This is a genomic window from Streptomyces sp. NPDC043867 (genome assembly GCF_056435845.1).
Genome location: NZ_JBWKDS010000029.1, coordinates 24,818 through 37,464 on the forward strand (window position 1 = coordinate 24,818; position 12,647 = coordinate 37,464).

Consider the following 12,647-nt stretch of genomic DNA (forward strand, 5'->3'; position numbering starts at 1 on the left):
GCTGGGGCTACACGTATCCGCGGTCGATCAGGGCGTAGAGATCGTCGTCACTGCGGTCCTGCGGGCTCGGCTCCTCCACGGGTTGTGGGGTGTCGGGCACCTTCGGTTCGAGGAGGGAGAAGAGGCGCTGGGCGAGCCGGTGCGGAGTGGGGTAGGTGAACGCGACGGTGGCCGGCAGCCGGATCCCGGTCACCGCGTTGAGCCGGTTGCGCAGCTCCACCGCCATCGAGGAGTCGAAGCCCAGCGCCTTGAAGGTGTCGGCCGACCGCGTCTGGACGTCGGGCCCCGTCACCGCGGCGCCCCTGGCGCCCAGCAGCGCGGCCGTCTCGGTACTCACGAGCGTGAGGACCGCCGACGGCGAGTCCAGGTCCGCCGCCGCGCCGCTCACGTCCGCCTGCGCGCCGGGAGCGGTGGTGGCGGGTGCTGTCAGCCAGTACCGCTGCCGCTGGAAGGGGTAGGTCGGCAGGCCGACGCGGCGCGGCCGGCCGGCGGCGAACACCGGCCCGAAGTCCACCGGCACCCCGCGCACGTACAGCTCGGCCAGCGATGCCAGGACCTTGCCGAGGCTCCCGTCGTGCCTGCTCAAGGTGCCCACCACCGGGGGCGGTCCGGTCAGCGTGTCGGCGGTCTCCGCCATCGCCACCTGGAGCACCGGGTGCGGGCTGACCTCGACGAACACGCCGCCGCGGGTACGCATCAGGTTCTCCACGACCTCGCCGAAACGTACCGTGGAGCGCAGGTTGTCGTACCAGTACGAGGCGTCCAGGGCGCGGGTGTCGAGCAGTCCTGCGGTGACCGTGGAGTGGAACTCCACCGCTGTCTCCCCGGGTGTGACACCCGCGGCGGCCTCCAGCACCCGGTCGCGGATGCGTTCGACCTGGTGGGAGTGGGAGGCGTACTCGATCCTGACGCGGCGTACCCGCACCCCGTCCCCGTCCGCCATCGCGGCGAACTCCTCCAGTGCCGTCAGGTCCCCGGAGATCACCACGGAGGCCGGCCCGTTGACCGCGGCCACGGACAGCCGCCCGGACCACGGGCCGAGCCGCTCCTCGACCCAGGCCAACGGCGCGGCCACCGCGTTCATCCCGCCCTGGCCGGCCAGCGCGGTCAGGGCCCGGCTGCGCAGGGCGACGATGCGGGCCGCGTCCTCGAGGCCGAGCGCGCCGGACACGCACGCCGCGGCGATCTCGCCCTGCGAGTGCCCCACCACCGCGTCGGGGACCACGCCCAGCGACCGCCACAGGCGGGCCAGGGACACCATCATCGCGAACAGCGCGGGCTGGACCACGGCGTCCCCGCGTTCCAGCGGCGGCGCCGACGGCGCGCCGGTCACCAGGTCCACCAGCGACCAGTCCAGCCACGGCGCCAGGGCGCGCGCGCACTCGTCGATCGCCTGCGCGAAGACCTCGGACTGCTGGTACAGCTGCCGTCCCATGCCCAGCCACTGCGATCCCTGGCCGGGGAAGACGAAGACGAGCGGGCCCGCCGGCCCGGTGGCCGTCCCGCGTACCGCGCGTGCCGTGCTGTCGCCGGCGGCCAGCAGGCCGAGGCCGGCCAGCGCCTCCTGACGGCCGGCTGCCAGGACCACTGCACGGTGCGCGAACGAGGTGCGGGTGCGGACCAGGGAATGCCCCACGTCGGCCGCCGTCAGCGAGGCGTCGGCGCTCACCAGGTCCCGCAGCCGGGCCGCCTGTTCGCGCAGGGCCTGCTCCGTACGCGCCGACAGCACCCACGGCACCGGCGCGCAGGTGTCCTGGGCGCCCAGGTCCTCGTCGGACGCCGGGAGTTCGGGGTGGGCCCGGGGGGCCTGTTCGAGGAGCACGTGGGCGTTGGTGCCGCCCATCCCGATCGATGACACGCCGGCGCGCCGGGGCCGGTCCGGTGTGCCCGGCCAGGGGCGGGCGGCCGACAGCACTTCGAAGTCCTGCTCGAAGCCGGGGATGGCGGGGTTCGCCGAGCGGAAGTCGGGATGGGCGACCAGCAGGCCGCGGTCCACGCACAGCGCCGCCTTCACGAAGCCGACGATTCCCGCGGCGGGCTCCAGGTGTCCGACGTTCGCCTTCACCGCACCGAGCACCAGGGGGCGGCCGCGGCCGCTCTCCCGGAACACCTCGCGCAGTCCGGACGCCTCGGCGGGATCGCCGAGGCGGGTGCCGGTGCCGTGCGCCTCGACGTAGTCGACGCTGTCGAACTCGACGTCCGCGCGCTGCAGAGCGGACCGTACGGCTGCCGCCTGCCCGGCGGGGCTCGGGTCCGGCATGCGGGAGGTGGCGCCGGCGCTGTTGACGCCCCAGCCGCGCACCACGGCGTAGATGTGGTCGCCGTCGGCGACGGCCTCGTCGAGGCGCTTCAGCACGACGAACGCGCCGCCCTCGCCGCGGACGAAGCCGTTGGCCCGCGCGTCGAAGGGGAAGCAGTTGCCGTCGGGTGACAGGGCGCCCAGGTTGGCCAGGCCGGCGCCCGCTTCGGGGTCGGTGATCAGGTGCACGCCGCCCGCGATCGCCATGTCGACCGCGCCGGCGCGTATCCGCTCGCACGTCAGCGCCAGCGACACGAGGGAGGAGGACTGGCCCGAGTCCGCGCACAGGCTCATGCCGCGCACGTCGAACAGGTTCGAGATCCGGTTGGCGATCAGCGCTCCGCTGGAGCCGAGCGCGGCGTAGTGGTCGTCCCGGTCGCTGCCCGACAGTTTGCGCAGCAGGTCGTAGCCGGAGGGCGCGGCGCCGACCACGACGTCGATCTCGCGGCCCGCGAGGACGCTCGCCGGGATGCGGGCGTCCTCGACGGCCTCCCAGGCCAGTTCCAGACCCAGCCGCTGCACGGGGTCCATGGCGGTGGCCTCCGCCGGCGGCGTGTGGAAGAAGTCGGCGTCGAACCCGTCGACGGAGTCGAAGAACGAGCCCGCGTTCAGGGTGTCGGCGTCGGGGTGCTGGGTGTGGCGGGAGTGCGCGTCGGCGGCCCGCTGCTCGGGGAACGTCTTGACGGTGGACTTCCCCTGGAGCAGCAGGCGCCAGAACTCGGCCGGGCCGTGCACACCGGGAAAGCGGCACGACATCCCGATGACGGCAATACCGGTGGCTGCGCCACTCATACGTATTCCTTCCGGTTCCCTCGGTGTACGGCCCTGGCCGGGCCGGCCGCGCTCACAGCCAACGGGTCAGCAGTTTCCGCAGCTCGTCCGGTGCGTCCATGAAGTCGTAGTGGCCGCCGTCGACCACGCGGAACTCGACCGAGTCCGCGTACCGGCGCCACCCCTGCAGGGTGCCCAGGCTCACGTCCGCGTCGTCCCGCCAGTGCACGACGACGACGGGGCAGGGCACCGGGACGGGCTCCTGGCGCCGGTAGGCGCCCGCGGCGGCGTGGTCGCGCAGCAGCACCATGAGGCCGAGTGCGACCATGTCCGGCCGCGGTTCGATGCCCCGGCCGCGGATGAACGACTCGACCTCGGCGCGCAGTTCGGCCTCCGACATGGCGAGCATCGGGTCGCCGGCCGCGTCGTGCGGGGCCGGCTGGCCCGACACGAACAGGCAGTCGGGGGTGGGCAGGCCGAGTTCGGCGAGCCTGAGCACGCTCTCGTAGGCGGGCAGGGCGCCGGCGCAGTGCGCGAAGAACGCGAACGGCCGGTCGAGCAGCGGCGCCAGGTGGTCCACCAGGTCGGCGGCGAGGTGCTCGTAGGTGCCGTAGTGGGGGTGGCCGAGCCGGTTCTCGCGGCCGGGGAACTGCACCGGGCAGACCTCGATGTCGTCGAGTGCGGCCGGCCAGGCGCTGAAGGCCGACGCCCCGGATCCGGAGAAGGGGAAGCAGAAGATCCGGGCCAGGTGATCGGCGGACGGCGGCCTGACGAGATACGGCGACAGGGTGGGGGCGGAGCCGGTTGTCATGGCGTCTGTCGTTTCTGCGCGGTGATGGGGAGGTGGGTCATCCCGGCGATGAAGTACGACCGCAGGTGCTGCGGTTCGCCGGCGAGTTCGATGGAGTCGAACCGCTCGAGGAGTTCCTCGAAGAAGATGCGCAGCGTCAGCCGGGCCAGTGGGGCGCCGATGCAGAAGTGCGGCCCGAACCCGAACGCGACGTGCCGTTTGGCGTTGCTGCGGGTGATGTCGAACTGGTGCGGGTCGGGGAACTGGGCGGCGTCCCGGTTGGCCGATCCGATCCACGCGACGACCGCCCCGCGGGCGGGGATCGTGCCCCCGCCGATGTGGATGTCGTCGACGGCGTACCGCATGAAGTTGCACGCGCCCGACGTCCAGCGCAGCCCTTCCTCGACCAGGTTCGGGATGAGCGAGGGGTCGGCCTGCGCCTTGTCGAACTGCTCGGGCCGCTCGATGAGCGCCTGCACCGTGCCCGAGACGGTGTGCGGGGTGGTCACGTTGGCGCCCAGGAGGATGCTGTAGCCGTCGAGGGCGATCTCCTCGTCGCTCAGCGGTGCGCCGCCGGGGCGCACGCTCATGAGGTGGCTGAGCAGGCTCTCGTCCTCCTGGCCCGTGGCCCGCCGCTCCTTGACCCAGTCCTTGACGTAGGTGACGAGCTCGTGGTGGGAGATGGCCAGCGTGGCGGCTTCGCTGCCCTGCTGGAAGTGCGGGTCCGAGGGGGCGGTCACCATCGCGGTCAGCTGGACGAGCTCCGCCCAGTCCTTCTCCGGGATCCCCAGGAGCGGGCCGGTGACGATCGCCGGCAGGAGCAGCGCCTGTTCGGCCAGGTCGAAGACGTCGCCGTCGAGGGCCGGCTCGAGGAAGCGCACGACCGAGCGGCGGATCGAGTCCTCCCACGACCTGACCGCCCGGGCGGTGAGCTTGGAGCCGAGCGGCCTGCGGACCTCGGTGTGCCGGGGCGGGTCGGTGGAGGTCAGCAGCACGCCGGCCGCGACGTCGTCCTGCCCGAGATGGGTGGGCACGGTGCCGCGTTCCGAGGTGAACTCCCGGTGGTCGCCGAGCACCCGGCAGACGTCCTCGTGACGGGTCACCGACCAGAACTCGCGCCCGTCGGCCAGGACCTGGTGGTGCAGCGGCGCCCTCTCGCGCATCACGTCCCAGATGGGGTGCGGATCGCCCGAGCTGTACAGGTCCAGGTCGAACAGGTCGACGGCGTCGAGGTCGATGTCGCGTGCGGGGCCCGGCGTCAGCCTCACGCCGCCGCCCTCCCCTGTTCGATCAGCTCGGTGACCCGGGCGGGGGTCTGCGCCAGGTAGAAGTCGCGCACGGACAGCTGGACGCCGTAGTCCTGCGCCACCCGGTCGATGATTTTGATTCCGGTCAGCGAGTTCCCGCCGAGCGCGAAGAAGTCGTCGTCCGGCCCGACTTCACGGTCGCCGAGGTATTCCCCCCACAGCGCCGAGATCTCCTGTACGAGCGGTGCGGGCGCACCCGGGGGCGCGGCCTGTCGTTGTGATGTCTCGTCCTGTCCACCTCGCTGGTGGATCACCTGCGGCGACGATTCCATTGCCAGCCTTTCCCTTGCTCTGTCGAACGGGAATGCCCGCCCACGCCATTGCCGGTCGGTCCCGGCCCCGGGCCGTCACCGCCCGCACGGCCACCGGGGTTCTTTCCGCTGTCGCGTCGATGGGAATCCTTGAAATGGCTGACGCGCACCCCTTTTGTGCGGGGCGGTGTCTGCCGTGCGGCGGCCGGCTCGTGTCGCGGTGCTCCCGGTCCCGGGGTGAAAGCCGTCTCGGAAAGGAACACCCGGTGGAATTTGATCACGTATTTCGATACGTCACCGGAAGGCCATCGCGACGCCAACGTAGATGGCTGGGGAAACCCATGCAAGCAATGACGGCGCGGACGTCCTGCCGGGCGCCGGTTGTCCCGCCGACAGGACAGTCACGAGCCGGTGCGGCGCTGTCCGGGCAGGGGTGACGGGCGGTGCGCGGCGGCCGGAGCGGGGGCCGCGGGGCGGTTCGGGGCGGTGCGGGACGGCTTCGCCGGCACCGGCGGACACCTCCCGGCCGAGCACGGACCGGAAATACGCAAGGCGGGTGGAGGGTTTCCGGCCGCACGAGCGCGCGAGCCCTCATGTCATTGCCATGGTCTCGCCCGGAGAAATATGGTGACGGCCGGGAGGAACCCCCAGTAGTTTCCGGGTTCATCAAACAATCGCGTGTGGAGGGGATTTCCTTGCTGAAGTCGCAACGGCTTGCGGTGCTACCCATCGACTCGTACGACCTGGATTCCGAACTGTCCGTCGTGGACGGCCACGAGTACGGGGGCGAATACGACACCTTCACCTTCGGGTCCTGGTCGTCCCATGTGCTGGCCAACGGCACCGGCGCCGATTCCGACACCGCGTTCCGCCCGCACGAGGGCAGCCTGTCCCTCACCGAGCTGGGAAAGCAGCTGCCGGGCATCATGTCCATGGTGAGTTCGCATTTCCCCCTGGACCGGTTGCAGTGGGTGCGCATCTTCAGTCTGCGGGACGGGATCATCGCCCCGCACGTGGACTTCCTCGAATGGGCCAAGCCGGGTACGCGGGTGCAGATCCCGTTGCGCACCAGCGAGGAATCCCTCCATTCCGAGAACGACACCGTCTACCACATCCGCCGCGGTGAGGTGTGGAAGATCCACTCCACCGACCCCCACTCCGCGCGCAGCACCTCCACGGCCGCCCGGCTCTCGGTCTGTCTCGACTTCGCGGACGCCGAGGAGCCCATCGAGATCCGCGGTGCCGTCCCCGCGACCGAGCCGGTCCGCATCATCGAGCGGCCCGAGCCGACCGAAGCCGAGATCGAGGAACTCCTCGGCTCCGGGCGGAACCTGACCCCGCAGACCATGCGGGCGGGTTTCCGCCGGTTCGCCGAGCTCCACTTCGAGCGGCAGGCGCACGCCACCGCGGCGTTCGACTGGTACGTGGAGGCCGCCCGGCGTACCGGGGACGAGGACATGGTTGCGAAGGCCGAGGCCTTCCGCACGTACTGCGTCGAGAAGCGCGGTGACGGCGAGGCGTTCGTCTGGTGAAAGGCCTCGGCCGGCGGCCGGGCCGGAGGCCCGGACAGGGCCCTGTGTTCCGGGCGGGTGCGGCGGCAGTCCTGCAGCCTCTCTTGCCCGGCGGGCCGGTCGGGTGTTCCGGCAGCCGGGGTCGCGGGGCCGCTCTCGCCCCCGGGGTCGAAAGGGCCCGCCCGTGGTCCGCCGGGAGGTCCGGAGCGCCGGCCCGCCCGGTGCGGACAGCGCGCGCGGCCGGCGCCCGCCACTGCCCGCCGCCGCCCCGCAGGCACTCGCCACGGGCCGTGCCCGCGAAGCCCCGAGCCGCGGCTTCGCCCGCCCCTCCCCCACGCCCCCGCACGACGGCCCGCCCAGCACCCCTCCCCCGCACGACAGCCCCCGCCCGGTGACAACACCCGGGCGGGGGCTCGCAGTTGTGCCCGGGCCGGGTCTTCCCGGTGGCCGGGGGTGTGCGGTTGTGTCCGGGCCTGGCACCGCTTCGTAGACGGGCGGCCGGTTCTGGTGAGCGGACACGCGGCTGCGCCGGCAACCGCACCGAGCGCCGTGTGCGCCGGGGGGGGGCCGGCAAAGCCGCGAACGCCGGCCAGGGGCCCGCCGCGGGCAGGCGGCGGGCCTTGGCCGGGGCGGTCGCGGTCAGCCCTTGGTGGTGCCTTCGCGCAGCCGCTCGATCATGTGCCGAGTCGTCTCGATGGGGCTCTCGTCGGGAAGCTGTCGCGAGCTCGGCGGCAGCGCCGCGTTGAGCGTGGCGATCTTGTCGCTCCAGCCGTCCTGCCCGGCGAAGGGGATCGTCTCGCCCTCCTGGACGTCGGGGAAGGGGCGGTAGCTGTTGAGGCCGGTGGTGTCGGTGCCGCGGACGAGCAGCGGGTCGAGGTAGATGCCGTTGCTGTGGATCCGGGTGGCCGTCGAGATGTAGCCCATGTCGAGGCCGCAGCGCCGCTTGGCGGAGGTGTTCGCCTCCGAGTAGTGCAGCAGGTGGGGGTGGTGGATCGAGACGTCGCCCGGCTGGAGTTCGATGTCCACGACCCCGCGCTTTTCCACCCACTCCTGGACCAGGTCCTCGTCGGAGGCGGAGAAGAGCATGTTGTCCGTGTCCGTGCGGGACGAGGGCTTGTGCAGCGGCAGTTCGTGACTGCCGGGGATCATCCGCAGGCAGCCGTTCTCCGTGGTGCTCTCGTCGACGGCCAGCCACACCGTCAGCGCCTCCATGGGACTGAGCGTCCAGTACGCGCCGTCCTGGTGCCAGAGCACGGGCTGCCCGTCGTAGGGGGGCTTGCAGATGTAGTGGGCGGTGAAGCATGCCAGGTCCGGGCCGAGGAAGAACTCCGCTATGTCCACCAGCCGGGGGTCGGAGACCAGACGTGCCCAGAAGGCGTCGTTGCGGATCAGCGGGTGGTGGAAGTGCTCGGGCCGCAGATCCGGATACTTGCGGGTGAGCCAGTCAACGTGGGCGTGGACCTCCTCCAGGAGGTCCTGTGGCACGACGTTGCGGATGATGGAGAAGCCCTGCTCGGCGTATTCCGCCGCAGCCTTCTCCAGAACGCCCTCGCTGAGTGTGGTCATGTGTCAACTCCTTGTCAGGTGTCGGGTACCGCTTGCCGCGCGGAGCGAGGTCGTGGCGCCGCCACGGCGTACCGTCCGCCGGCTCCTGGAGTTCAGCCGCGGACAGGGTGGGGTGGAGGTGGTCGGGACAAGGTGCCGGCGCGGCACCGTCCTGATACGCGCATGCTGGTGGCCGGGCACGGAGCCCATGAGCCGGTCTCGTGCCCGGCGGACGTGGTGTGCGGTGGCTCGTGTGCGCCCTGTGGACCGGCGCTCGCGTCCCGCGGTGGTGCGCCTGGCCGGATCACGCCGGCCGGTCGCCGCAGCCGGCTCGGGGGCTTCTCGCCGTTTTCCGGCGGTCCCGTGTCCCGTCCGCCGACAGTCCCATACTCTGTCCGCCGGGCATGAGGGTGTCAACGTCCCGAAGGGCTTCGGGCTCTTCGCCGGGGTGTCCGCTTCCTTTTGGCGCTTTCCGGCCTGAACGCGGCGCCCCGTGCGGCCCGTTCACCCTTTCGGATGTCCTGGCGACGGGACAGCCGCCCGGTGCAGGCGGGCCGGTCCGTCGCACCGGTTTCCCAACTCCCGCGAGCGGCTGCGCTCTTCACGCTGCGGGGACAAGGCCATATATTATTGAGGGCCCCGACTAGGCAGCAGTCAAGCGCCAGTTCCGGGCACTGTTCGACGCGGCCATCAATGCCGTCTGACTCCGATCTGCTTCTGCACGGGCCGTGGCATCACGGTATCCCGTACAGAGCACTGCCCTACATGGCCGAATTCAGTTCAGAATTGAGCTGTCCGGCGGATGAGGATGACGTGACTATGTCCATGCACCCTGGGCCGAATCGGCTGAGCATCTCCGACTTGCACGAGTCAGTCGACGACCCCGCACTCACTTCCATGACGCTGCTCAACGAGCTCGCGGGAAGGTATCCGGAAGCAGTCTCGTTCTCCGCGGGCCGCCCGTTCGAAGGCTTTTACGACGTCGAGAACCTATCACGTCACCTCGCGACGTTCAGGAATTACCTCGAGGACGAGATATGCCTTCCCGCGGAGCAGGTGCGGCGCACGTTCTTCCAGTACGGCCGCACGAAAGGGTTCATCCACGGGCTGATAGCACGCCAGCTGGAGGCCGACGAGGGTCTGACGGTGAACCCGGAGAGCATCGTGGTGACCACCGGCTGCCAGGAGGCGATGGTGCTCGTGCTGCGGGCCCTGGTCCGCGACACCCGCGACGTCATCCTGGCCGCGACGCCCAACTACGTCGGCTTCATCGGCGCGGCCCGGGTGGCCGGCGCGCCCCTGCGTCCGGTCCGGGAGGGCGAGGGCGGCATCGATCTGGAGGACCTGGAGCGGCAGATCGGGGCGGCGAGGCGTGAGGGGCTTCGCCCGCGTGCCTGTTACGTCGTCCCGGACTTCGCCAATCCCAGTGGTGCGAGCATGTCGCTGGCGGACCGGCGGGCGCTGCTGGAGCTGGCGCGGCGGGAGGGAATTCTCGTCATCGAGGACAATCCCTACTCCCTTTTCTCTTCCGGGAATTCACCGCTGCCGATGCTCAAGTCCCTGGACGAGCACCATCAGGTGATTCATCTCGGGTCGTTCGCGAAGTCCGCGTTCGCCGGGGCCCGCGTGGGGTACATCATCGCGGACCAGCCCGTGACGTCGTCCGGTGTCTGTGCCGCGGACCCGGTGCTTCTCGCGGACCACCTCGCGAAGCTGAAGAGCATGGTGACGCTGAACACGTCGACCGTCGCCCAGGCGGTCATCGGCGGATATCTCCTCGAGAACGGGTGCAGTCTCAAGCGTGCCACCGCTCGTGAGGCGGAGGTCTACCGCCGGAATCTGGCGGCCGTGCTGGAGGGAATGGAGTCGGTCTTCGGGCCGCGGCACGAAATGGCGCAGGACGTCACGTGGAACACGCCGCAGGGCGGAATGTTCGTCGTCGTCACGCTGCCTTTCCTGGCGGACGACGACATGCTTGAGTACTCGGCCTCCAAGTTCGGTGTCCTGTGGACCCCCATGCATCACTTCTACGGGGGCACCGGCGGGTTCCACCAGGCCCGGCTCTCCTTCAGCGTGCTCACTCCCGAACAGATCACCCTGGGCGTCGAGCGGCTGGGCGAGCTCGTTGAGGACCAGCGCGGCAAGCGGCTCGTCGGCGTCGCTGCCGCCGCGGGCGGCCGCGGCCAGGTGCTGGCTCCCCAGATCGGGTGAGGCGGTACCGGCCCGCACACCTGTGAGGCGGCCCCCGAACGCGGCGCGTTCGGGGGCCGCTTCACGGGTCGGGCCGCGCGCATGACGCCGCCCCGGCGACACGTGGTCACCGGGGCGGCTGCGGGGATCGGCCGGCCGGAGCCGGCCCCGCTCACGCTCGCTTCTTGAACGTGGAGAGCGCCCACACGTATCCGACGACGGCGAAGGCGAGGCACCAGGCGACGGCCGCCATCGCGTCGCCGCTGGAGGGGTTGCCCGCCAGCAGCCCGCGCAGCGTCTCGATGATCGGGGTGAAGGGCTGGTACTCGGCGAACTGCTTCACGCCGGCGCCCATCGTGTCCGCGGGCACGAACGCGCTGCTCAGGAAGGGCAGCATGATCAGCGGCACGGTGGCAAGGCCCGCGGACTCCGTGGTCTTGGCGGCCAGGCCCATGGCGACGGTGAGCCAGCTGGCCCCGACGGCGAGCAGGACGAAGAGGGCCAGCACACCGAGCCAGTCCAGGGCGCTCGCGGCCGGGTCGAAGCCCATCGCGAAGGCCACGGCGACGATGGCCGCGCAGGCCACCAGGCAGCGCACGGTGGTGACGACGACGTGTCCGGTCAGCATGGCTCCGCGGGAGACGTCCATGGTCTTGAACCGGTTGATGATGCCCTTGGTCATGTCGTCGTTGACGGCCGTCGCGGTGGCGCCCAGGCCGTAGCTGACGGCCATCACGAGCAGGCCCGGCGTGGCGTAGTCGATGTAGTTCTCACCGACGCTGAAGGCGCCGCCGAACACCTTGACGAACATCAGCATGATGACGATCGGGAACAGGACCGCGTTGAAGACCGTGGTCGGGTTCCGCAGGGTGTGCTTGACGTTGCGGCGCAGCATGATGGCCGAGTCGGCAAACGCGGTCGAGGCGGTACTCATCGGACGATCGCCTCCTTGTCCTTGGTCGTGTGCTCGGTCAGGGCGAGGAAGACGTCGTCGAGGTCTGGTGTGTGCACGGAGAATTCCTGGGCGTTGAGGGCGTGTTCGTCGAGCCGGTCCAGCAGGGCCCGCAGCGACCTCGACTCGCCGTCGCTGGGTACCCGCAGGGTCAGCTCCTCGTCGTTGCGCGTGGAGTCGGGGAAGACCCGTGCCGCCCCGTCGAGGTCGAAGGCGTGGGCGAAGCGGAGTTTGACGTGGGTGCCGGGGATCTGGCGCTTGAGCTCCTCGGCGGTGCCCTGGGCGACCAGGTGGCCCTGGTTGAGCACGGCGATCCGGTCGGCGAGCTGGTCGGCTTCCTCGAGGTACTGGGTGGTGAGGAAGATGGTGGTGCCTTCGGCGACGAGCTCGCGGACGATCGCCCACATCGTGCGCCGGCTGCGCGGGTCGAGGCCCGTCGTCGGCTCGTCCAGGAAGATGATCTGCGGGCTGCCGACCAGCGTCATCGCCAGGTCCAGCTTGCGGCGCATGCCGCCGGAGTAGGCCGACGCCATCTTGTCCGCCGACTCGCCCAGATCGAAGCGCTCCAGCAGCCGTGTGACCACCTGGTCCCCGGAGCGCACGCGCTTCAGGTCCGCCATCAGCTGCAGGTTCTCCCGGCCCGAGAGCAGGTCGTCCACCGCGGCGAACTGGCCGGTCACGCCGATGGCCGCGCGCACCTCCTTGGTCGCGCTCGCCACGTCGTGCCCGGCGACGTGCACCGTGCCGGCGTCGGCCGTCAGCAGTGTCGTCAGGACGTTCACCGTGGTCGTCTTGCCGGCCCCGTTCGGGCCGAGCAGGGAGAAGACCGATCCCGCGGCGACTTCGAGGTCGATGCCGTCGAGCACGACCTTGTCGCCGTATGCCTTGCGTAGCCCGGAAACTGCAATCGCGGAACTCTTCATGTCCCCACTGTCCCCGGCGGTCCTGACACGGACCTGCCATGACCGTGACGCGGCGCTCGAGTTCCCCTCGACGACGCGCGGACGCGTTCGGCCCGCGCACGCAGCGCA

The 12,647-nt window shown here is 70.9% G+C and carries 9 protein-coding genes; 2 read left to right on the top strand and 7 right to left on the bottom strand.

The window, feature by feature from the left end:
- Positions 1-7: 7 nt before the first annotated feature.
- The 4 genes from AC069T_RS26155 to AC069T_RS26170 are packed head-to-tail and all read right to left on the bottom strand — an operon-like array spanning position 8 to position 5,439.
- On the bottom strand, positions 8-3,091 hold the full coding sequence (locus AC069T_RS26155) for a type I polyketide synthase (RefSeq protein WP_478785053.1): 3,084 nt from the start codon (positions 3,089-3,091) through the stop codon (positions 8-10).
- A 52-nt stretch (positions 3,092-3,143) separates the two neighbouring features.
- Positions 3,144-3,881, bottom strand: coding sequence for a thioesterase II family protein (locus AC069T_RS26160; protein WP_478785054.1), 738 nt, complete (start codon positions 3,879-3,881; stop codon positions 3,144-3,146).
- Positions 3,878-5,128 carry a cytochrome P450 gene (locus AC069T_RS26165; protein ID WP_478785055.1) on the bottom strand — a complete coding sequence of 417 codons (1,251 nt, stop codon included), beginning with the start codon at positions 5,126-5,128 and terminating at the stop codon, positions 3,878-3,880. Before AC069T_RS26165 ends, AC069T_RS26160 begins: the two co-directional genes overlap by 4 nt.
- Positions 5,125-5,439 carry an acyl carrier protein gene (locus AC069T_RS26170; RefSeq protein ID WP_478785056.1) on the bottom strand — a complete coding sequence of 105 codons (315 nt, stop codon included), beginning with the start codon at positions 5,437-5,439 and terminating at the stop codon, positions 5,125-5,127. Before AC069T_RS26170 ends, AC069T_RS26165 begins: the two co-directional genes overlap by 4 nt.
- 674 nt (positions 5,440-6,113) lie before the next feature.
- Between AC069T_RS26170 and AC069T_RS26175 the strand changes: the two genes are divergently transcribed.
- Positions 6,114-6,950: a putative nonproteinogenic amino acid hydroxylase gene (locus tag AC069T_RS26175; protein ID WP_478785057.1), complete on the top strand. Its 837-nt coding sequence runs from the start codon at positions 6,114-6,116 to the stop codon at positions 6,948-6,950.
- 618 nt (positions 6,951-7,568) lie between these two features.
- Here the strand turns inward: AC069T_RS26175 and AC069T_RS26180 are convergent.
- A complete protein-coding gene (locus tag AC069T_RS26180) occupies positions 7,569-8,495 on the bottom strand; it encodes a phytanoyl-CoA dioxygenase family protein (RefSeq protein WP_478785058.1) in 927 nt (308 codons plus the stop codon).
- Between the two features lie 840 nt (positions 8,496-9,335).
- Between AC069T_RS26180 and AC069T_RS26185 the strand changes: the two genes are divergently transcribed.
- Positions 9,336-10,685: an aminotransferase-like domain-containing protein gene (locus AC069T_RS26185; RefSeq protein WP_478785059.1), complete on the top strand. Its 1,350-nt coding sequence runs from the start codon at positions 9,336-9,338 to the stop codon at positions 10,683-10,685.
- Between the two features lie 151 nt (positions 10,686-10,836).
- Here AC069T_RS26185 and AC069T_RS26190 read toward each other — a convergent pair whose 3' ends face one another.
- Together AC069T_RS26190 and AC069T_RS26195 are read right to left on the bottom strand one after the other, a co-directional pair.
- Entirely contained in the window at positions 10,837-11,598 is a 762-nt protein-coding gene (locus tag AC069T_RS26190) for an ABC transporter permease (RefSeq protein ID WP_478785060.1), read from the bottom strand.
- Entirely contained in the window at positions 11,595-12,539 is a 945-nt protein-coding gene (locus AC069T_RS26195; protein WP_478785061.1) for an ATP-binding cassette domain-containing protein, read from the bottom strand. The genes AC069T_RS26190 and AC069T_RS26195 overlap by 4 nt, the downstream gene beginning before the upstream one ends.
- Between the last annotated feature and the right edge of the window lie 108 nt (positions 12,540-12,647).

Coding starts and splice junctions, on each gene's coding strand:
- AC069T_RS26160 (WP_478785054.1), bottom strand. CDS start 3,881: ATGACAACCGGCTCCGCCCCCACCCTGTCGCCGTATCTCGTCAGGCCG.
- AC069T_RS26170 (WP_478785056.1), bottom strand. CDS start 5,439: ATGGAATCGTCGCCGCAGGTGATCCACCAGCGAGGTGGACAGGACGAG.
- AC069T_RS26155 (WP_478785053.1), bottom strand. CDS start 3,091: ATGAGTGGCGCAGCCACCGGTATTGCCGTCATCGGGATGTCGTGCCGC.
- AC069T_RS26190 (WP_478785060.1), bottom strand. CDS start 11,598: ATGAGTACCGCCTCGACCGCGTTTGCCGACTCGGCCATCATGCTGCGC.
- AC069T_RS26180 (WP_478785058.1), bottom strand. CDS start 8,495: ATGACCACACTCAGCGAGGGCGTTCTGGAGAAGGCTGCGGCGGAATAC.
- AC069T_RS26195 (WP_478785061.1), bottom strand. CDS start 12,539: ATGAAGAGTTCCGCGATTGCAGTTTCCGGGCTACGCAAGGCATACGGC.